Genomic DNA, 19,950 nt, shown 5'->3' with positions numbered 1-19,950 from the left:
CTGACGGTCGCGGCTCCGACACGTTTCCGCCCTCAAACGTCAGCCGCCGGGGGAAGCGGGCGGCGAGGTCTAAGCTGTGCGTCACGCACAGCAGCGTGGTGCCGGCGTCCTTGGCTAAGTCGAGCAGCAGGGTACCGACCGTCTCCGCGGTGGCGGGGTCGAGGTTGCCGGTCGGTTCGTCGGCCAGCAGCAGGCCGGGTTCGTTGATGAGGGCCCGGCAGAGGGCCGCCCGCTGGCGCTCGCCGCCGCTGAGGCGCCCCGGGCGGTGCGTCGCCCGGTGGCTCAGGCCGACGCGGTCCAGCAGCGCCGCGGCCCGGGCCTCGTCCGCCTTCGACACCGTCCGGCCGGCCAGCACGGGGACCAGCAGGTTCTCCGTGACCGTCAGCTGGGGCAGTAAATGGTGGTCTTGGAAGACGAAGCCGATCTTCTCCGCCCGGAACTTCGCCTGGCGCTGCTCGTCGTACTCCCAGGGCGTTTCGCCGAACAGCTCCACCCGCCCGCCGCTGGGCGGCTCCAGCAGGCCGACGATGTACAGCAGCGTGCTCTTGCCGACGCCGCTGGGGCCGGTCAGCACGAGCGCGTCGCCGGGCTCGGCGGTCAGGTTCACCCCGGAGAGCACCTCCACCGTCTCCGCCCCGGCGGCGTAGGTCTTGGAGACGTCGGTGAGCTGAACGGCGGGCATCGGTCGGGCTTCCAGAGCGGTCCGCCAACACTAACCCGAAGCGTCAGCGAGGGCATCTCGGCGGCGGCGCAAGCCCCGGCCCTCGCTGACGCTTCGGGTTAGTGACTACTTCCCGACTTCCTCAATCCGGTCCAGCAGCGCCTCCGGCACCGCGACGCTGGTCATTTTGCGGTCCGGCGTGAAGGTACAGGCGACGGTTTTCATGGAGCCCTCGGCGATCAGCGTGGGCTGCCCGCCGTTGGCCTCCGGGCCGTCGTCCCGGGTGAAGACGTAGTCCAGCGTGAGGCTCTTCACGCCGATCCGCTGCACGCGGACTTCGATGTCCAGCCGGTCTTCAAAATAGGCCGGGGCCTTGAAGCCGCACTGACACCGCACCCGCGGCCAGCCGAGGATGCTGCCGTCGTCGTTGTGCATCATCACGGAGAGCCCCACGCTCCGCAGGAAGGCGTGCTCCGCCTCCTCCATATAGCGGTAGAACTCGGCGAAGTGCACGATCCCGGCCATGTCCGTTTCGGAGAACTGGACCCGGCGGGGGTGGACGAAGCGGGAAACCTTCGGGACGGCGGACGTCATTGCGGAATGACCAAGGAACAAGAGACAAGATACAAAGAACGAATTTGTCTCTTGTGTCTTGTCTCTTGGTTATTTGACAGGAAAGAACTTCGCCAGCGTCGTCGCGCTCGGCTTGGGCGTGACGAGCGACACGAGGACCGCCGCCGCGGCGCTGGCGAGGAACATGCCGGTGACGGGCATCAGCTCCACCGTGCGGTAGCCGGGGATCGGCAGGTGCAGGTAGTAGTCGTCGTTGGCGGCGAAGTCCGCGGCGACGAACATCGCCGCCCAGGTGCCGCCCGCCGCCAGAATGCCGGCGTAGGCGCCCCACTTCGTCAGGCCCCGCCAATAGACGGCCAGGAAGGCGATCGGGAACAGCGAGGCGAACCCGCTGAAGCACCAGATGCCCAACTGGAACACCCGCGTACTGTCGCCCATCAACAGGCTGAGCACGTAGGTTACGGCGACGACCGCGATGATAAACCCGCGGCTCATCACGACCGTCTGCCGGTCGGTGTACTTGCCGACCGGGGCGTAATATTCGACCAGGTCCTTGGTGAACATCGTGCCGATGCAGAGGAACTGGCTGTCCAGCGAGCTCATGATCGCCGCCAACACCCCGGCCAGCAGGAACCCGCCGAGGATCTTGCCGCTCAGCTTCGAGACCATGAAGCCCAGCACCTTGTTGGCGTTCTCCTCCACGGTCACGTCGCTGGCCAGCCAGGGCGGGGGCAGGTCCACCAGCCCCGTCGTCGCCCAGGCCCCGATCAGCACGCAGGGCACCCACACGATCGCGATGAAGGCCGGGTGCACGACCACGGGCAACTTGAACGTCGCGGCGCTCTTGGCCGTCAGCCAGTGTTGGAACAGGTGCGGGAACATCCCCACGGAAAAGGGGATGAACAGGTACGTCAGGAACCGCCAGGGGTCCAAACCCTCCCGTTTGCGAAACACCTCCGGGGCCTCGACGGTGCCGATCAGGTCGGCCTCGTCGGACACCTCCGCCCGCACCCGCTTGGCCCGGGGGATCTCGCGGGAGACGATCCGCAGGCTGTCCATGAAGCCTTCGGGCGGCTCGGTCCGCAGCTCGCCCTCGTTCGGCCCGTCGGCGTACTGCACGCGGCCGGTTTCGACGGCGGTCTCGGCCATCTTCGTGGCGATGATGTAGAACGCCACGACGCCCAGCACCATGAACACGCAGGTCTGGAAGGCGTTCGCCCACGCCGTGCCCCGCATGCCGCCGGCGAAGACGTAGGTCAGCACCACGCCGCAGACGACCAGCTCCGTCAGCCACGCGGGAATCGCGCCCTTCGTCGATTCAAACAGCTGCGGGAAGTCGCCCGCGGTGGCGCCCTCGATCGCCTTGCCGCCGGCGATCACGCCGACCAGCAGGTAGGGGATGACGAGCCCCACCAGAATCGGCACCAGCACGAGCCCGATGTTGCGGCTCTCCAGCCGGTCGCGGAAGAACCCGGCCTGCGTGGTATAGCCGTATTTTTTGCCCCAACCCCAGAGCTTCACCCCCAGCACGAAGAAGCAGAGCGAGTGCACGATCCCGCTGCTACTGGCCAGCAACCCGTACACGCCCACGCCGCTGGTGAAGGCCTCCCCGCTGCTGCCGACCAGGGCGAAGCCGGTCATCGTGGTGCCGAACAGGCTCATCAACAGCAGGAACGGGCCGATGCTGTGCGAGGCCAGCAGGTAGTCCTCGCTGGACCCGGTGAACAGCCGGCTGGCCCCCAGCCCCAGGGCCAGCAGCAGGACGAGGTAGGCGCCGATGATGACGACCCGCCAGATCGCGCCGGAGTCCACGCCGGCCTCGGCGGCGGGAGCGGCTTGCGCCAACAGGGGAAGCACGAAGTCGGTCACGCGGGGGCTCCCTGCATGTCGTCGCCGCCGGCGTGACGGGGGTTGATTTTTTCTTTGGGAATCGGCCGCTCGGAGACCGGCACGCGGTCCGTCCCCGGCCCCTTGGGATCGGCGCCCGGCACGGGGTCGGGGATCAGCTCCTCGTCCACCGGCCAGGCGACGTTGACCGCCAGCAGCCAGACAAGGCTGGCCCCCAGGGAGATGCAGGCCTGATACAGCAGCGTGATCGGCATAAAGCCGAAGATCAGGCGGTCGTCCCCCCAGAACCACACGTCCTGGTGGAGGACCACCAGCAGGGCGACCAGCGACCAGACAAGGATTTTCACGGGCGGGGTCCGGGGCGAGGCGACCGGGCGGGGCGCCCCCGAGGGGGCGGGCGGGCCGGGAGTGTACCGGCCGCCGCGGCGTCTCACACCCGAGCGAACCGATCCGTTACGCTGTCACGTCCCTCGCTCCCCGGACCCCGCTGTGAACTGGCCGCTGATCCTGATCTGGGTCGAAGCGTTCCTCCTGCCGGCGGCGCTCCTGTGCGTCCACGCCGCCTACATGGCGATGACATTCTGGATCGACCGGCGGTGCGGGCGGGAGGAGGGAAGCACGCTAACGAGGCTCGGGGGCGCCGGGTTTGCGGCGGCCTTAGCGGGCGGCTTCGCGGGGTGGGCGGGCGTTCCCGGGTGGACGTACCTGCTCGGCTGGGGGATCGCGTTCGCCGCGGCGGCGCAGGCGGCCCCGCTGTGGCTGATCTACGCGGCCGTCGGCCGCGGCGTGCGGCGGGCAGTGCGGCGACCGATCGAGCCGTAAGCCGCCGCGAATCGTCCCGGCTCGCCGACGGCCTACCGCACGTCGGCGTCGAGCGTCTTCAGTTCCTCATAGAGCTCCCGCTGGCGCTCGCTGAGAGACTTGGGGACGACGATTTTCGTCTGCACGATCTGGTCGCCGTCGGTTTTCGTCTTGGGGTTGGGCACGCCCTTGCCGCGGAGCCTCAGCTTGGCGCCGCTGGCCGTGCCGGGGGGGATCGTCAGGGTGACGGTGCCTTCCGACAGGGTCGGCACGTCCACCTTGGCCCCGAGGGCGGCCTCGGCGGGGGTGAGGGGGAGGTCCATGACGAGGTTCGCCCCGTCGCGGCGGAAGACCGGGTGGGGGGCGGTCTTGACGGTCAGCAGCAGATCGCCCGCGGCGCCGCCGGCGCCCGGTTCGCCCTTGCCGGCCAGCCGCATCGTGCCGCCGTCGGCGATGCCGGCGGGGATCTTGACGGTCAGCGACTCCCGCTTGCCGCCGCGGTCGAGGGTCAGTTCGTACTCCCCGCCGCGGGCGGCGACGTGGAAGGGCACGGTGACGGTCGTGCGCACGTCCGCCCCCTTGCGGGACCGCGTGCGGGCGCCGCGGGCGCCGGCGCCGCCGAAGGGGCTCCCCCCGCCCCGCGGTCCGCGGGCCCCCGCCCCGCCGAGGCCGCCCAGCAGGTCGTTCAGATCGAACCCGCCGTCGCCGAACAGGTCGCTCACGTCCACCTGCTGACCGCCCCCGAAGCCGCCGCCCCCGAACGGGTTTCCGCCGCCGCCGAAGGGGTTCCCCCCGCCCGGCCGGCCGCCGCCGAACTGCTTGTAGTTGGCGCCGAAGCGGTCGTACTGGGCCCGCTTCTCCGGGTCGGAGAGCACGCCGTAGGCCTCGCCGACGGCTTTGAAGGTTTCCGCGGCTTTGGGGTCGTCCGGGTTGCGGTCCGGGTGATTCTCGCGGGCCAGTTTGCGGTACGCCTTGCGGATCTCCGCGGCGTCCGCGGTGCGGGAGACGCCCAGGGTTTTGTAGTAGTCGTCCGCCATCGCCGAGGTTTGGCCCGCCGGTCGGCGGGGATCGTGGGAGGGTGGGGAAGGAAGGCCGAGGGAACCCGCGTCACGCGAGAACCCGCATCATAGGCCCGGCCGGTCCGTTCGTCGGCGGCGCCGCCCCGGGGTTTCTCCCGTCTTCAACCGATTTCCCGTCGCCGCCCGCCCGGGAGCTTTCCCCGCCGCGTCGAAGCCCGCGCCGACGCTTCGGGTTGGCGAGCCGGCGATCAGACCGCGGTCAATTCGTGCACCCGCAGTTCCGCGAAGCAGTCCGCGAGTTTCTCCGGCAGCGGCGGGTTCGCGCCGGGGGCCGGGGGACCGAACAGCTTCGCCAACTGCTTCACGTGCGTGACGAACGCGCCGCGGTCCTCCCAGACCTCCCACACGACGTAGTGGTCCGGGGCGTCGTCCGCGACGTGATAGCGGTAGAACAGACACCCCGGCTCCGTTTTCGACGAAGCGGTCATCTTTTCAATATGACCGCGGAACTCCTCCCGCTTGTCCGGCTTGATCCGCACTTCAAAGTGCAGGATCACCTGGTCTTCGGTCGGGGCGGGGGGGACGTCGGGCATCGGGAATTCACGAAAGGCGGGCGAACGGATCGGAGCCCGATACTAACCCGAAGCGTCAGCGAGGGCTTCCCGAGAAGCGAAACGGCGCCCGCGTCCCTCGCTGACGCTTCGGGTTGGCGCAAAGCGTTTCAGGCGACGGCGGTTTCCAGCTCGCTCATGAGCTGGTCCGGCCGGAAGGGTTTATAGAGGACGCCGTGCAGGCCCTCGCGGCGGGCCCGAACGATGCTGTGGCCGGGATCGTAGCCGAAGCCGGTCATAAAGATGACCGGCAGGCCGGGGGCGTGTTCGCGGAGGGCGCGGAAACAGTCGTACCCGCCGGCGGGCACCTCCGGGGGCAGTGCGTCGGCGGCGGGAGCGTCGTCGCCGGCCTGCTTCGAGGCGCCGGCGTCGTCGCCGGGGGGCAGGCGGACGTCCACCAGGGCGGCGTCGTAGGGGAAGCTGCGGGCCATCATCAATGCCTCGCCGACGTCGTGGGCGGTCTCCACCTCGCAGCCGGCCCGGCCCAGCAGGGCGTGGGCGGCGTTGCGGACCTGGGCGTCGGCGTCGGCCACCAGCACCCGGGCGCCCTTGAGCATCGGCCGCACCGGGCCGTCCGGCAGGGGGGAGCGGGTCGGTTCGGGCCGCAACTCCTCGCCGACGCGGTGGATCAGCGATTTAATCTCCCGGCTGCGCGCCAGCACGCGCTTGAGCCGATCGGACATCTCCCGTCCGTGGCCGATATATTTCTCCAGCAGCCAGGCGGCGTCGCGGAGGATTTCGTCCACCGGGCCGGCGACTTCCCGCAGCGTGCGCTCCGTGCTCTCCCGGGCGGTGCTGTATTTTTCCGCGACCAATAACTCCAGCGTGTGCAGGGCCGCGGCGATCTCCCGGGCGAATAGTTCCGCGAAGCGGACGTCGTCCTCCGTAAACGCCGCGGGTTCGCGGCTTTCGACGTTGAACGTGCCGAGGATCTGCTCGCCCAGCACCAGCGGGACCGTCAACGCGCTGCGGGCGCCCGGGGCGCCGGGCAGGTAGTGGGGGTCGCAGGTCGTGTCCGGACAGAGGTACGGCTTGCCGGTCGCCGCGACGAGCCCGGTGGCGCCGTTGGACTCGGGGTCGGCCCGCAGGGGCAACTCCGCGACGCCCTCCCCCATGCCGGAGCTGAGCAGCGACCGCAATTCGCCCGTCAGATCGTCCAGCAGACGGATCTCGACGGTGTCGAACTTCATCAGGTCGCGGGTGAACTTCAGCACCTTGCCGCGGAGCAGTTCGACGCGGTCCTCGGCCGTCATGTCGGGCAGTTCCTCCGGCATGAGGTCGCCCAGTTCTTCGCCGGCCTGGCGGATGGCGTCGAGTTTCTGCCGGTGTCGCACCTCCGCGGTCACGTCGCGGACCACCACCACCGCCCGCCCCTCGGCCGGACAGCCCTTCTCGTCGACGTCCACGGCGTCGCCGCGGGTCCCTTCGCCGTCGTTCCCCGCGGCGCCGCCGGCCCCGGCGGTCAGCGGGCAGGCGGTGAGGGCGAGGAAGCGGTCGCCGGTTTCCAGCACGTTCTCGGCGGAGTCGCCCGCCCCGCAGGGCCGCGGGCCGGGGGCCAGCACGCCGGCGATCGGGCACCCGCCGCTCCGCAGCAGGTCGGCGTCGCGGTTCGCCCCGCACAGTTCGTAGAAGTCCCGGCCGAGGGGGGCGAAGTCGGCGGGGGCGAGGTTCAGCACCTCGGCCAGGCGGCCGTTCTCCCAGACCACCGAGCAGTTCGAGTCCACGACCGCGACCGCCTGCGGCAGCCGGGCGAGAATGGCGGCGGGGTCGATCGCGGGGGAGACGGCGTCGGCGGCGCCGGCGGGGGCGGCGCCAGGTCGGGTCGAGCCGACGCCGGCAGGATCGAGATCGGCGGAGACGGGCACCGGGGCTCCGAGGAGACGAGCGACAGATATCTTACGGTACGTCTTCCCGTGGACCAAACGACGGGCGGATCGGTCGCCCCGGCGACCGGACGGGCGCCGACGCCGGATCGCCGGGTCGGGCGGGAAAAGCGGGCGGGCGGACCAACGCCCCGGGCGGGCGCCGCGTAGGAACCGCGCCGCGACGGCGGTATCGTCCCGCCCGTCGCCCCGCACCCCTTCGCCCCGCTTCCGCCGCCGTGTCCGCACCGTCTGTTTCGTCCGGCCGGGTTTCGTTGGGGCGGGTTCCCGGGGCGGACGGTCCGTCCGTCTGCGGGCCGGGGGAGCCGCTGCATTTCCTCCTCGGCCCCTGCGTGATTGAGAGCGAGGAGTTCACCCTCCGGGCCGCGGAGACTGTGGCGACGATCGCCGCGGACCTCGGCGTGCCGGCGGTGTTCAAATGCAGCTTCGACAAGGCGAACCGCACCAGCGCGAGCAGCTTCCGCGGCCCCGGCCTGCAGGAGGGCCTGCGGATTTTGGAAAAGGCCGGCGCCGCGACCGGCCTGCCGCTGACCACCGACGTCCACCTGCCGGACCAGTGCGACGCCGTCGCCCAGGTCTGCGACGTGCTCCAAATCCCGGCCTTTCTGGCCCGCCAGACGGACCTGCTGGAAGCGGCCGCGGCGGCGGTCGCGGCTCACGGCGGGGCGGTCAACGTGAAGAAGCCGCAGTTCGTCGCCCCGGAGGACGCCCGCCACGCCGTGGAAAAACTCCGCGGGGCCGGCTGCGAGGACGTGCTGCTGACCGAACGGGGCAGCACGTTCGGCTACGGGCGGCTGGTCAATGATTTTACGGGGCTGGCGGTGATGGCCGGCTTCGGCGTGCCGGTGGTGTTCGACGCCACCCACAGCGTGCAGCGGCCGGGCGGGGCGACGACCGGCGGGAACCGGGCCGCCGTGCCCCCGCTAGCCCGGGCCGCCGTCGCCGCCGGCGCCGACGCGGTGTTCCTCGAATGCCACCCCGACCCGGACCACGCCCAGAGCGACGGCCCCAACCAAGTGGACTTCAAAAACGTGCCCGCCCTGCTCCGCAGCCTCGTCCGGCTGCGCGAGGTCGTGCTGAGCTTGGACTGAACCGCTCCCCGTCTCGTTTCGTTCCTCACCCCGCGAGTTTCTGTGAATCGATCCGCGTTCTCCCGCCCGCTGTCGGTCGCGGCGCTCGTTGCGCTGGCGGCGTGCGGGCTGTCGCTGCTGGGCGGGTGCGATCGGGAGCGGGAACGGGAGGTGATCTCCGTCAACACGAGCGAGGCGGCGGGCTCGGCGGCGGCGGCGGAGGACGGGCAGTGCGTCCGCTGGCTGGAGGACGCCGTGGGGATGCTCGCCCCGGTCAAACTGGGCCGCACCACGGACGCCGACCGGGCCGCCCAACTGCTGACGCTCTATTTGCAGCAGGAAGCCTGCACCGGCGTGCCACCCGGGCCGCTGCCGCTGGCCGCCGCCGACGCCGAAACCGCGGACGCCGAAGCCCTGCTGACCCGACTGCTGGGCGCGGACGCCGTGGCCCAGGCGACCGACCGCCGGGCCGACGCCGCCGACGCCCGCTTCCTGCGGACCCGGCTGATGGACGCCGCCGCCGTCAGCGGCACCGTCGGCCCGGACGCCGCCCCGGAGGCCGTCGCCGTCGCCCTGAACCGCCACGTCGCCGATCGCCTGTTCCCCCTCGGCGCCCAGCGGGTGAACGGCGACCGGCCCGCGGGGAGCACGTACCACGCCCGGCTGCGGGGCGAGGGCGACTGGGCCGACCGCGCCTGGCTGTTCGCCGACCTGCTCCGCCAGGCGGGGCTGGACAGCGTGCTGCTGACCCCGTGGGGAACCGGCGACCCGGACGAGCCGACCGCGTGGGTCGGCGTGCTGCTGCCGGGCGGGGGCGACGGGGGGAAGGAGATCGCCCTGTTCGACATGCGGACCGGGCTGCCGGTCCCCGGCCCGGCCGACCCGAACCGCCCCGTGCGGCTGAGCGAACTGCGGAACGACGACGCCGCCCGCGCTGCGATGCGGGCGTTCTACGAGGCCGCCGAACTGCCGGTCCCCGACGAGGCGGCGCTGACCGATCTCGCCCCCCAACTGATCGGCGAAAACGAATGGTGGCGGATGGCGAGCGGGCTGATCGTCCTGCCGACGGTCGAGGGCCCCGGCGGCCGCACCCCGCGGACGTTCGACCCGCTGCACGACCGGGCCGGCCAGCCGGGGCTCGTCAGCCGGGTCGCGTCGGCGGGGTTCGACCGGGACGCGGTTGCGCTCTGGCCGGTCCCGGCGGAGCGGGTCGCGGCCGCGGCGGAGGCGCCGGTCCCGGCGACGCTCAACGCCCCGGTGCGGGTCGGGCTGCAGGCCCCCGGCGAGGTGACGATCACCGAGGAGGGCGACTTTGAATACGACCGGGAGCGGGCCGTCCCGACCACCGCCCCCGGCGACGAATTGTGGACCGCCCGGCACGCCCAGTTGGCCGGCGGGGCGAACGGCGTGCGGGAGGCCGCGGGGATTTTGGAGGGGCTGCTCTCGCCGGAGCAGATCGGGTCGCTGGTCAGCCCGCGGCCGCTGCCGCCGGCCACCGCCGCGGAGGTCCGGCAGCAGAAGGCCGTCAGCAGCCGGGCCGCCGACGCCGAGGAGCCCGCCGCCGTCGCCCGGGACGCCCGGGAGGTGAACGCCATCCTGCGGGCCGCCGCGGCGAACGACGTCGCCCCCTGGCCGCTGGATCGGCCGCTGCCGCCCGAGGTGCAGGCCCTGCACGGGGCCGCGATCCCCGACGCGCTGCTGTTCCTGGCCGAAACGCAGCTCGATCGCGGCCGGCCGGAGTCCGCCGCCCGGCTGCTGGGCACCCTCGTCAACAGCCCCGCGAACTCCCGCAAGGCGACCGCGGCGAGCCGCCTGGCGGAGATCGTGGGGAACGACGGCGACGCGACCACCGCCGCCGCTCTCGCCCGGCAGTACGTCGGCAGCCCGGACGGCCCGCGGCTGAAGGTCTGGATCGCCCGCTGGACCGCCCCGCCGCCCGCCCCGCAGGCCGACGACGACGAGGCGAACGGCGGGGCGAACGGCGGGGCGAACGGCGAGGCGAGCGGGGGGCGTGAGCCCGCCGCGTCCTCGGAAACGTCCGACGAAACCGGGGCGTCGTCCGAGGAGCCGGAGACCGCCGAGGGAACCGAAAGCGACGCGGCCGAGTGAGCGATCCGAACGTTCAGGGGGCTGAGGCCCCCCGCTCGCCCGAGGGGACTTCGTCGCGTGCCTGGTTCGTCGCGGCGTTCAAGCAGCACTGGTTCCTGTTCGCCCTCGCCGTGGTCATCCCCGGCGGGGCGGCGATCGGCTGGAACCCGGAGAGCACGCCGCCGGCCTGGGGGCCGCCGGGCGACTGGTTCGACGCCCGGCTGCTGACCGCGGCGGTGCTGTTCCTGATGGCCTTCAGCCTGAACAGCGGCAAACTGTGGGCGGCGCTGTCCAAGCCCGGCCCGGTGCTGTGGGCGGCGGCGTGCAACGTGGCGCTGGTCCCGCTGCTCGCCTGGCCGCTGAGTTACACGCAGGGGCTGATCGACTTCCGGCTGGGCCTGATGATCGCCGCCGCCAGCGCCTGCACGATGGCCGGGGCGAGCGTCTGGACCCGGCAGGCCGGCGGGAACGACGCGGTCAGCCTGCTCGTCACCCTGCTGACGAACGGGCTGTGTTTCCTGACGATTCCGGCGACGCTGCTGGTGACGACCGGGCGGAGCGTGGAGTTCGACGTGCCCGCCCTGATGGTCCGACTGCTGCTCACCGCCGCCCTGCCGATGGCCGTGGGGCAGGCGGTGCGGGCGATCCCCGCGGTCGGCCGGCTGGCGGCGGGCCGGCGGGCGCTGTGGGGGAACCTCGCCCTGTTCCTCGTGCTCGGGATCGTCTTCACCGGGGCGGCGAAGGCCGGCCGCACGCTGGACGACCTCGGCGTGACCGAGGGCGACGGCGGCCTGCGGCTGGCGGGGGCCGTCGCCTGGGTGGGGGCCTGCTGCGTGTTCGTCCACAGCCTGGCGATGGGCGTGGCGTTCCTCGGCGGCGGCCTGCTGGGCTTCGGGCGGGGGGAGCAGATCGCCTGCGCGTTCGCCGGCAGTCAGAAGACGCTGCCGATCGGCCTGCTGGTCGCGGTCAGCCCGGCGATGTTCGGCGACCCGAACCTGCTGGGCCCCGGCCGCGGCGTCCCGCTGGCGGTCTTCCCGATGCTGCTCTACCACGCGAGCCAGATGTTCCTGGACACCGCGGTGGCGAGCCGGCTGAGGGCCGGTAATTCCAACCCCCAAGAGGACAAGAACCAAAGCTGAGCGGCCGCAGCCGTCCTTTGGTTCTTGTTTCTTGAGATTTGGAGCTTCAGAGCCGCAGGCTCAGTTCACCGGGCCGATCGGATCGGCGGGGCCGTCGGCGCCGCCGCCGATGCCTTCGAGCTGATATTCCTCGATCGCCCGGACCTGGTTCGGGAACTGGAACTCCGGCCCGGCGGGGAAGAACTGCACGTCGTCCCGCAGGTAATACGGGCTGGGCAGCGTCTGGCCGGCCATGCTGGCCTGACAGCCGGTCAGCCCCAAGGAAGCGACGGCGCCGCCGCACAGGGCGACGGAAGCGGCGAGGGCGCGGGCGGTCCGCGAGGTCGGAAGCGACATCGGTGTGGGGCGTCCGTTCGGGACTCAGCGGCGGCGGGAAACGGTCCCGGCCCGGCGTGCGGCCGGCGGGGAGCGTCCCCGGGATGCGGGGGCGGCCCGAGGGTCGGGTCGTAGCGGTGGCATCGGACGATTCGCCCGCCCGCCTTCACCCCGCGTGGGCGGCGCCCGCGGATTTCCCGGCTCAATCCTTCGTTCCCGCACGAACGGCGCCGTGCCGCGGGCGCCCGATCTTGAATCGGGACCGCAGTGAACATCTGATTTTCAGGGCGATTCGCGCCGACGGTGCGGGCGCGCGGCCGGCCGTTGGGCGCCGCCGCGGCGGCGGTCCGAACCGGGGGGCATGGACCTGCTCGCCGACGATTTCGCCCTGTCCCCCGCAGCCCTGGCCCTGCTGGCCGCGTACGACGCCGCCGTGAAAGAGGCCGCCAAAGAACGCGCCGCCCAGGCCGCCGCCGACGACGCGGCCGCCGCCGACAACGCGACCGCCGCCGACGAAGCGGCCGAGTTGGACGCAGAGGACGACGCCGACGAGGAGGAGAGCGACGCCCCCGCCCGCCGCACCCCGATCGCCGTACCGCGGCTGGCCCCGCAGACGGTCGGCGAGGCGGACGGCGCAGAGGTCGACGAGGACGGCGACGCCGCCGACCTGCACGGCTTGCTGCTCGCCGCCGGAGCCTTGGACGTGGACCTCTCCAACGTCGCCGCCGGCGTGCGGTACCGCGTCACCCGCTCCGGCCGCGGCATGCTGGCGAAAGCGGCGTAAATCTGCCCCCCTCTCCCCCAAAAGGGGGCGAGGGGGGAAGGGCGCTACCCTCTTCGCCATGCACGTGCTTCACTTCATCACCCGGCTGATCCTCGGCGGGGCGCAGGAGAACACCCTGCTGACCTGCGAGGGCCAGCACGCCGCGGGGGATCGCGTCACGCTGGTGACCGGCCCCGGGCTGGGGCGGGAGGGCTCGCTGATGGAGCGGGCGCGAACCGCCGGGTTCGAGGTGATCGAACTGCCCGGGTTGGTGCGGAACCTGCGGCCGTGGGCCGACGCCGCCGCGATGCGGCGCTTCGCCGGGCTGGTGTCCGAGTTGCAGCCGGACCTGGTGCACACGCACTCCGGCAAGGCCGGCGTGCTGGGCCGGGCCGGGGCGGAGAAGGCCGGCGTCCCCGCGATTCACACGGTCCACGGGCCGAGCTTCCACCCCTTCCAGAACCCCGTCAGCCGGGCCGCCTTCCGGGCCGCCGAGCGCTGGGCCGGGCCGAAAACGGCCCACTTCATCAGCGTCGCCGACGCGATGACGGACCAGTACGTCGCCGCCGGGATCGCCCCGCGGGAGCGGTTCACCACGATTCGCAGCGGGATGCTGGTCGAACCGTTCCTCAACCCGCCCCGGCCGCGGGAGACGGTGCGGGAGGAACTGGGCTTCGGGCCGACCGACGTCGTCGCCGCCAAGGTCGCCCGCCTGAGCGACCTGAAGGGGCAGAAGTTCCTCGTCGACGCCGCGGCCCTGCTGAAGGACCGGGCGCCGAACCTGCGGTACCTGTTGATCGGCGACGGCCCGCTGCGGGAGGGGTTGGAGCGCCGCATCGCCGCGGTCGGGCTGACGGAGCGGTTCGTCTTCACCGGGCTGGTGCCGACCGACCGCATCCCCGAACTGCTGCACGCCAGCGATCTGGTGGTGCACGCCTCGCTGCGGGAGGGTCTGCCGCGGGTGTTGCCGCAGGGGCTCATCAGCGGCAAACCGGTCGTGGCGTTCGACGCCGACGGGGCGAAGGAGGTGTGCCTCACGAACGAAACCGGGTTCCTCGTCCCCCCCCGGGACGTGTCGGCTCTCGCCGAGGCCCTCGCCGCCCTCGCCGCCGACCCGGCGCTGCGGGAGCGGCTGGGCGCCGAGGGGCGGCGGCGGTTCACCGACCCGTTCCGCTACACCACGATGGTCCGGCAGATCCGGACGCTGAGCGCCGACGTCGTCGCCGGCCGGCGCGGCGCCGCCGTCGGCACGGGGGACCCGCCGGCGGCAGCCCCGTCTCAGCGCGAACCCGAAGCGTCGATCGCGCGTTTCCAATCGGGGGAAGCGGACCGTTCAGGGCCGGTCGGCGGGGACTGAACGTCCGCACCGACGGCGGGTGCGACGGTGGGGGCGAGCGGTTACGCTGACGGTCCGGCGGCGTTCGCCGTCGCAGCGTTTCCCCGTCGTCCACAGAGTCCCGTTCGGGTCCGCCCCCGGTGCCTCACCTCCGCATCGAGCCGACCGGGGCGGAGCCCGCCGCCGTCACCGGCTCCGCCGTTCGTGAACGGAGTTCCGCCGGCGCCGGCAAATCCGGCCGCGACGACTCCGGCGGCCCGGTGCGGTACGTCCCGCTCGGCGGCCCGGACGGCTATTCCAGCCTCACGATCGGCCGCTACCCGGACTGCGAGGTGACGCTGGACGTCCCCACCGTCAGCCGTCGGCACGCCCGCATCACCCGCGGGGACGCCGCGGAGGGCGGCGGGTTCTACCTGGAGGACCTCGGCAGCCGGAACGCGACGCTGCTGCGGGGCGAACCGGTGCAGGGCCGCGTGAAGCTGCGGGACCGGGACGAGATCGTCATCTGCGACGTGACGCTGCGGTTCGTCGCCACCACGCCCCCGCCGGAGGCGGACGACGAGCCCGGCTCCGGCGACTCCGTGCTCGATTCGAATCCCGGCGTCAACGACACGGACGGCTCCGACGATCCGGCGATGGTCACCGTCGATCCGCCCTTCTCCGACCGGGCCGGCGGGGACGGCGACCCGGACGGGGCGACGGTCGAGGGCGCCGCCCACCGGCCGCCCGACGGCTTCAACTCCCCCACCGACCGGCACGGCGCCGCCGAGGAGGACGCCGCCCTCGACGACGAGGCGGACGAGGACGACACCACCCGCAAGAAGCTGCCGCAGCCGGCGGCCGCCGGCGGGGCGGCCGGGCGGACGCGGCCGAAGACGTCGGACACCGATTCGCACTACGACTACAAGTTCACCGACGAGGCCGCCGGCGTGCTCGCGGCGCTGCCGGCCACCCGCGTCGGCGGCTACCGGCTGGACGTCAATCCGGAGGCGAAGCTTCGGGCGGTGCTTTCCATCACCCGGGACCTCGTCGGCAGCGACGGGCTGAACCGGGTGCTGGACCGCACGCTGGCCTCCCTGTTCAACGCGTTCCCGCAGGCCGACCGCGGGTTCGTGATGCTCGCCGAGGAACCGGGCGCCGAACCGACGGTCCGCGCCACCCGCACCCGTCCGGCGCTGGGATCGAATCCGGCCGCGCTCGACGACGAGGGGGACGGCGGCGAGGAGGTGCGGATCAGCCGCACGATCGTGAAGCGGGTGATGGAGACCGGCGAGGCGATCCTCAGCCTGGACGTGGGCGGCGACAGCCGGTTCGACGCCTCCAGCAGCCTAGCGGACCTGCAACTGCGCAGCGTCGTCTGCATCCCGCTGCACGGCCGGGAGGAAACGCCCTTCGGCGTGCTGCAACTCGACACCGCCGACCCGACCCGGCAGTTCTCCGAGGACGACCTCGACCTGCTGCGGGCGGTCTCCGTGCCGATCGGCCTGGCCGCGGAGAACGCCCGGCTGACGCTCGAGTCCGCCCGCCGCCGCGAGGCCGAACGCGACCTCGAACTGGCCGCCCACATCCAGCAGGGCTTCCTCCCGCAGGCCCCCCCGCCGCTGGAGGGGTACGAGTTCGCCGACTGTTACGAGTCCGCCCAGAGCGTCGGCGGCGACTACTTCGACTACATCCCCCTGCCGGACGGCCGTTTGGCGATCGCGTTGGGCGACGTGGCCGGCAAGGGCGTGCCGGCGGCCCTGCTGATGGCCCGCCTGAGCGCCGCCGCCCGGGCCCAATTGCTCGGCGCCGCCGGCAAGAAAAGCCCGGACGTCCTGTCCAGCGCCCTGCGGCGGCTCAACCGGGAGCTGACCGCCGGCCCGATGGGGCACCGCTTCATCACCTGCGTGATGTTGCTGTTGGACCCCCGCACGCACTGCCTGTACGCGGTGAACGCCGGCCACATGGCTCCGCTGGTCCGCACCGCCTCCGGCTCCGTGGAGCCGCTGGACGAGGTCAGCGGGGGGATGCCGCTGGGCATCGACGCCGAGCAGCGGTTCGAGGTCGCCAGCCGCACGCTGCGGCCCGGCGAGGGGGCGCTGATCTTCACCGACGGCATTACCGAGGCCGTCCGCGAGGGCGCCGGCGACCGTTCCCCGGGAGGGAGGGACGCGGGCAAGGAGCTCGACGCCCGCGCCAAGGGCCTGTACGGCCGCGAGCGCCTGGCGGCGGTCTACGGCCGCACCGCCGGCGCCGCCGCCGACGTGATCGACGCCGTCTGCGCCGACGTCGCCGCCTGGACCGGCTGCGGCCCCCAGACCGACGACATCTGCGCCGTCGCCCTCCGCCGCTCCGCCTGAGCCCGGCCGCGCCCGAGGCACGCCCGGCCGCGGCGCCTCCGAGCGCGGCGGCCCGAGCGCGGCGGCCCGGGCGAATCGGGTTCGGGGCAAAGGAGAGGCGACGGGGCGGCGGACCGGCTACGCTCGCGGCGTTCGCCCCGTCCCCCGCATCTCCCCGCGTCGCCATGCGCTCTCCGTTTCGCCCGTTCGCGCCGCTGTTCGCGGCGTTCGCCCTCGCCCTCGCCCCCGTCGCCTGCGTCGGCGGCGAGCCGCAGGACGGCCCGGCCGCCGCCCCGAATGACGAACTCGGCGGGGACGTCCCCCCGCTGTTCGACGGCAAGACCCTCGACGGCTGGACCGGCGAGAAGGACCTGTGGTCCGTGCAGATGATCGACGACGTGCCCACGATCGTCGGCGTCTCCGAGGGGCTGGACCACAACACCTTCCTCACCACCGACCGCACCTTCGGCGACTTCGACCTCACCTTCGAGATGAAGCTCACCCCCAACGACGCCAACAGCGGCATCCAGTTCCGCAGCGTCCGCATCGCCGAGGAGGAGGGCGAAAAACCCGGCCCCGACAGCGAGATGCGCGGCTATCAGGCCGACGCCGGTGCCGGCTGGTGGGGCAAGCTCTACGAGGAGAACGGCCGCGGCATGCTCTACCCCGCCGAGGGCAAGCCGGACCAGACGAGCGCCGAGGACGCCCTGAAGCCCGGCGAGTGGAACGTCTACCGCATCAGCGCCGAGGGCGACCGCGTCCGCACCTGGATCAACGGCGCCCCCAGCGTGGATCTGGTCGATCCGGAGGGCCGCAAGGAGGGCATGATCGGCCTGCAGATGCACTCCGGCGGCCCGATGACCGTCCGCTTCCGCCGCTTCGTCCTGCAAACCCCCTGAGTCGGGCGGGGGCGGGCCGGCGTGCCTCGGTCGCGCCTCGCAGCGATTACCAGCCCGATGCGCAAGCATCGGCCGTCGGCGCAGCCGGCGGTTGGAGAACGCACGGCCGGAGCTTGCGCTCCGGACTGGTATTGGACGGAACGCTCCGGCGAGAAAGCCGCTACCGCCCCGCCTGCCAGTCCCGCAGGCTCTCCAGCGGGACGAGCAGCATCAGCACGCTGAGGATCAGGCCGTCGCGGATCGCGATCAGCAGGGCGAGTTCGACCAGCAGGAACACGATCACGGAGGCCGTGGCCCCGATCCGCCGGGTCAGCAGGAAGCCGGTCAGGCAGGCGGCGAGGTCGCCGAGCGAGTTGACGATCGCGTCCCCGCGGTAGCCCAGCGCCGCGGTGTCCGTCCGGTAGCGGTCGATTACGGCCGGGGAGTTCTCCAGCAATTCCCACCCCGCCTCCGCCGCGGCGCAGGCGACGAACGCCGCCGCCGTGACGAACGCCGGCCGGCGCTCCCGCAGCGAGGCCGGCAGCAACCGGCCGGCCGTCCAGGCCAGCGGCCAGTACAGCGCCACCCCGTGCAGCAGGTGGGTGAACGTGTACGGGTCGGCGAGGTGCTGGCTGGTCTCCGGGGAGTCCGGCGCCGCGACGAACGGCAGGACTCGGCCGGAGTCGTCCAGCCAGCGGCGCCCCTCCCACCGCAGCCCGATCGCCATGAGAACCGCGACCAACAGCGTCCCCCCGACGGAGAACGGGGCGGGACGGGCGGGCGGCGGACACGATGGCGGGGGGTCAGTTCGCGAAACGAACGGCGGACCGCCAGGTCTCCAGCGCATTGACGAGATCGCGGGCGGCCGCGGCGGCGCCGTCCCGGCGGCCGGAGTTGGCGATCGCCTCCAGTCCGCTGAAGGATTCCGTGACGGCCGCTTCGACCACGCCGCGGGCGCGGCGTTCGCTGGCCGAGCCGATCGGGGCCGCTTCGACGATCCGGACGTAGTAGCTCGTCGCCGCCGAGAGCTGTTGGATCGCCGCGACGAACCGGTCGCGGGACTGGCCGCCCAATACGCGGAGGTCCGCCCGCGGGAGGGCCGCCTCGAACGCGGTCGCCGCCCGTTCGGCCGTGCGGGCGGCGTTCGCCACGGCCCCGGCCCCGCCGTCCCCGCGGGGGCCGACCCGCGGCACGGCGTCGTGCAGCGCCTCGTGGACGAGCTCCACCCGCTGCGCGGCTTCCGCGACCCCGTCCCCGCCGGCCGTCAGGTCGTCAGCGAGGAGTTTCTGCTGACCGATCCGACCGTCCCAACCGCTCCCGGCGCGTGGACGAGCGGCGTCTCCGGTTGCGGCGTTCCAATCCGCCCATGCCGACTCGAAGGCGGCGTCGGCGGCGGACACGGACTGGTTGTCCGCCCCCTCGGCCAAGGCTGCGGCGAGGTCGCGGGCCGTTGCGTCCACCCGCTCGGCCAGGTCCATCAGCGTGGCGCCGCGGCCGGCGTCGATCACGGGCCGCAGCGGGTCCATTGCCACGGCGGACTTGAGATAGCTTGTCTGCTCTGTGAGGCGGGCCGCGAGGGCGTACAGCCGGAGGCGATCTTCGCCCCCCGCGGCCCGGCCGTCACCGGCCTCGCCCGGCCACGGCCCCACGCCCGGCCGCCGCAATTGGTTCCGGGCCGCCCGCAGCCGGTCCAGCGCTGTCAGGAGTTGACCGCGGAGACGGTCTAACTGCCGCGTCTTCACCGCGAAGAAGTCGGACATCGGGGCGACCGTGCGAGTCAGATCCTGGAGGTCGCGGGCGTACAGGCGGATCTCCTCTTCGGCCTCGGCCCAGGCCGGATCGGTCCAGGTCGTCAGCCGCTCGGCCCCGTCTCCGCCGCTCTTGGGACGCGACCACGGGTCGTTCGAGGCGAACGTGACGGACGAGGGGCTTAGGGCGGCGAGGGAGCGCATCAATCGATCGTTGACGGTCGTCGCCAGCCCGGTTTGAGCCTGAGCGGCCTCCACTCCGCCGCGGACGACGGAGAAGTACGTGAGCCCGTACCGCAGGTCGCGGAGCGGGCTGATCATCGCCTCCAGCGCCTGGACCGCTTCCTCCTGAGCCTGAGCCGCGGCGGCCTCCGCTTCCCGCCGGGCCTCGATGCGGCGCCGGCTGCGGTCCACCTCGTCCGCAGCCAAGACTTCCACCCGGACCGCTCCGCCAGGCGCTCCGTCCATGGCGTAAACGCCCGGCCGCAGCCCGGGGTTCCACATCACGTAGGTCGTCCGGTCCGCTGATCCCTGTGCTTGGCGACCGGGCTGCACGACGTTCTGCCCGTACGGACCCTGCGCCAACGGGGAGCCCTGCCACGCGTCGTACGGCGACGACGGCCCGTACGGGTTCGGCGGCCCGTACGCGCCCGACCGCCCCGGCGCCTGCCCGTACGCCCCCGGCCGGCCGGCTCCCCCCGGTCCGTACAGCCCCGACGGCGGGCCCGATCCGGGGCCGGGTCGCAGGTCCGGTCCGTTCCGGCGCTGGGCCTCCGCTTCCCGGTCGCGGTCCCGCCCGCGGTCGCCGCGGTCCTCCAGTTCCTCCCAGCGCTCCCGGAGTTGCCGGAACTCCTTGATGCGGCCGAGGATGTCGTCCAGATCCTGCCCCGGCGCCGGGG

At 72.8% G+C, this 19,950-nt stretch carries 17 protein-coding genes and 1 pseudogene; 8 read left to right on the top strand and 10 right to left on the bottom strand.

Features of this window, described 5'->3' with window-relative positions; translation table 11 throughout:
• The 4 genes from ACG2DA_RS14500 to ACG2DA_RS14485 form a co-directional block, all read right to left on the bottom strand.
• Window positions 1-682: ABC transporter ATP-binding protein (locus ACG2DA_RS14500; RefSeq protein ID WP_395256500.1), on the bottom strand; the 682-nt coding region annotated here is incomplete at its 3' end.
• A 105-nt stretch (window positions 683-787) separates the two neighbouring features.
• Window positions 788-1,255, bottom strand: a complete 468-nt coding sequence (locus ACG2DA_RS14495; protein WP_395256499.1) for an acyl-CoA thioesterase — start codon at window positions 1,253-1,255, stop codon at window positions 788-790.
• A 69-nt stretch (window positions 1,256-1,324) separates the two neighbouring features.
• Window positions 1,325-3,031, bottom strand: coding sequence for a sodium:solute symporter family protein (locus ACG2DA_RS14490; protein WP_395256501.1), 1,707 nt, complete (start codon window positions 3,029-3,031; stop codon window positions 1,325-1,327).
• A gap of 68 nt (window positions 3,032-3,099) precedes the next feature.
• Complete coding sequence (locus ACG2DA_RS14485) at window positions 3,100-3,429, bottom strand: DUF3311 domain-containing protein (protein WP_395256498.1); 330 nt, start codon at window positions 3,427-3,429, stop codon at window positions 3,100-3,102.
• Between the two features lie 142 nt (window positions 3,430-3,571).
• Between ACG2DA_RS14485 and ACG2DA_RS14480 the strand changes: the two genes are divergently transcribed.
• On the top strand, window positions 3,572-3,904 hold the full coding sequence (locus ACG2DA_RS14480) for a hypothetical protein (RefSeq protein WP_395256497.1): 333 nt from the start codon (window positions 3,572-3,574) through the stop codon (window positions 3,902-3,904).
• Window positions 3,905-3,936: 32 nt separating this feature from the next.
• Here the strand turns inward: ACG2DA_RS14480 and ACG2DA_RS14475 are convergent, their stop codons facing one another.
• The 3 genes from ACG2DA_RS14475 to ACG2DA_RS14465 form a co-directional block, all read right to left on the bottom strand.
• On the bottom strand, window positions 3,937-4,920 hold the full coding sequence (locus tag ACG2DA_RS14475) for a DnaJ C-terminal domain-containing protein (RefSeq protein ID WP_395256496.1): 984 nt from the start codon (window positions 4,918-4,920) through the stop codon (window positions 3,937-3,939).
• 230 nt (window positions 4,921-5,150) lie between these two features.
• Window positions 5,151-5,495 carry a putative quinol monooxygenase gene (locus ACG2DA_RS14470; RefSeq protein WP_395256495.1) on the bottom strand — a complete coding sequence of 115 codons (345 nt, stop codon included), beginning with the start codon at window positions 5,493-5,495 and terminating at the stop codon, window positions 5,151-5,153.
• A 128-nt stretch (window positions 5,496-5,623) separates the two neighbouring features.
• Window positions 5,624-7,378, bottom strand: a complete 1,755-nt coding sequence (locus ACG2DA_RS14465) for a GAF domain-containing protein (protein ID WP_395256494.1) — start codon at window positions 7,376-7,378, stop codon at window positions 5,624-5,626.
• 236 nt (window positions 7,379-7,614) lie between these two features.
• Here ACG2DA_RS14465 and kdsA point away from each other — a divergent pair, with 236 nt between their 5' ends.
• From kdsA to ACG2DA_RS14450, 3 genes are read left to right on the top strand one after another with little or no spacing between them, the layout of a single operon-like run.
• Window positions 7,615-8,487, top strand: coding sequence for a 3-deoxy-8-phosphooctulonate synthase (gene kdsA, locus ACG2DA_RS14460; RefSeq protein ID WP_395256493.1), 873 nt, complete (start codon window positions 7,615-7,617; stop codon window positions 8,485-8,487).
• A gap of 42 nt (window positions 8,488-8,529) precedes the next feature.
• Entirely contained in the window at window positions 8,530-10,575 is a 2,046-nt protein-coding gene (locus tag ACG2DA_RS14455) for a hypothetical protein (RefSeq protein ID WP_395256492.1), read from the top strand.
• Window positions 10,572-11,693 carry a bile acid:sodium symporter family protein gene (locus ACG2DA_RS14450; RefSeq protein WP_395256491.1) on the top strand — a complete coding sequence of 374 codons (1,122 nt, stop codon included), beginning with the start codon at window positions 10,572-10,574 and terminating at the stop codon, window positions 11,691-11,693. Before ACG2DA_RS14455 ends, ACG2DA_RS14450 begins: the two co-directional genes overlap by 4 nt.
• 60 nt (window positions 11,694-11,753) lie before the next feature.
• Here ACG2DA_RS14450 and ACG2DA_RS14445 read toward each other — a convergent pair whose 3' ends face one another.
• On the bottom strand, window positions 11,754-12,029 hold the full coding sequence (locus ACG2DA_RS14445; protein ID WP_395256490.1) for a hypothetical protein: 276 nt from the start codon (window positions 12,027-12,029) through the stop codon (window positions 11,754-11,756).
• Between the two features lie 340 nt (window positions 12,030-12,369).
• Here ACG2DA_RS14445 and ACG2DA_RS14440 point away from each other — a divergent pair, with 340 nt between their 5' ends.
• The 4 genes from ACG2DA_RS14440 (at window position 12,370) to ACG2DA_RS14425 (ending at window position 17,324) form a co-directional block, all read left to right on the top strand.
• Entirely contained in the window at window positions 12,370-12,792 is a 423-nt protein-coding gene (locus ACG2DA_RS14440; RefSeq protein ID WP_395256489.1) for a hypothetical protein, read from the top strand.
• A 58-nt stretch (window positions 12,793-12,850) separates the two neighbouring features.
• The gene (locus ACG2DA_RS14435) at window positions 12,851-14,128 is read left to right on the top strand and encodes a glycosyltransferase (protein ID WP_395256488.1); all 1,278 of its coding nucleotides are present in this window, start codon (window positions 12,851-12,853) and stop codon (window positions 14,126-14,128) included.
• Window positions 14,129-14,247: 119 nt separating this feature from the next.
• Window positions 14,248-16,446 (top strand): SpoIIE family protein phosphatase, encoded by a 2,199-nt coding sequence (locus ACG2DA_RS14430; protein ID WP_395256487.1) that lies wholly within the window; start codon window positions 14,248-14,250, stop codon window positions 16,444-16,446.
• Between the two features lie 164 nt (window positions 16,447-16,610).
• A complete protein-coding gene (locus ACG2DA_RS14425; protein WP_395256486.1) occupies window positions 16,611-17,324 on the top strand; it encodes a DUF1080 domain-containing protein in 714 nt (237 codons plus the stop codon).
• Window positions 17,325-17,484: 160 nt separating this feature from the next.
• Here ACG2DA_RS14425 and ACG2DA_RS14420 read toward each other — a convergent pair whose 3' ends face one another.
• Together ACG2DA_RS14420 and ACG2DA_RS14415 are read right to left on the bottom strand one after the other, a co-directional pair.
• Window positions 17,485-18,045, bottom strand: a complete 561-nt coding sequence (locus ACG2DA_RS14420; RefSeq protein WP_395256485.1) for a DUF2585 family protein — start codon at window positions 18,043-18,045, stop codon at window positions 17,485-17,487.
• 61 nt (window positions 18,046-18,106) lie between these two features.
• Window positions 18,107-19,950: pseudogene (locus ACG2DA_RS14415) on the bottom strand (hypothetical protein); the annotation flags it as partial.

It is taken from the genome of Alienimonas sp. DA493 (assembly GCF_043951915.1).
Classification (GTDB): domain Bacteria; phylum Planctomycetota; class Planctomycetia; order Planctomycetales; family Planctomycetaceae; genus Alienimonas.
The sequence above is the reverse complement of the archived record's forward strand: the minus strand, read 5'-3'. Positions and strand labels throughout refer to the sequence as shown.

Excerpts from the sequence above, each read along its gene's own strand:
- ACG2DA_RS14495 (WP_395256499.1), bottom strand. The coding sequence starts at position 1,255 with ATGACGTCCGCCGTCCCGAAGGTTTCCCGCTTCGTCCACCCCCGCCGG.
- ACG2DA_RS14475 (WP_395256496.1), bottom strand. The coding sequence starts at position 4,920 with ATGGCGGACGACTACTACAAAACCCTGGGCGTCTCCCGCACCGCGGAC.
- ACG2DA_RS14470 (WP_395256495.1), bottom strand. The coding sequence starts at position 5,495 with ATGCCCGACGTCCCCCCCGCCCCGACCGAAGACCAGGTGATCCTGCAC.
- ACG2DA_RS14445 (WP_395256490.1), bottom strand. The coding sequence starts at position 12,029 with ATGTCGCTTCCGACCTCGCGGACCGCCCGCGCCCTCGCCGCTTCCGTC.
- ACG2DA_RS14440 (WP_395256489.1), top strand. The coding sequence starts at position 12,370 with ATGGACCTGCTCGCCGACGATTTCGCCCTGTCCCCCGCAGCCCTGGCC.
- ACG2DA_RS14435 (WP_395256488.1), top strand. The coding sequence starts at position 12,851 with ATGCACGTGCTTCACTTCATCACCCGGCTGATCCTCGGCGGGGCGCAG.
- ACG2DA_RS14425 (WP_395256486.1), top strand. The coding sequence starts at position 16,611 with ATGCGCTCTCCGTTTCGCCCGTTCGCGCCGCTGTTCGCGGCGTTCGCC.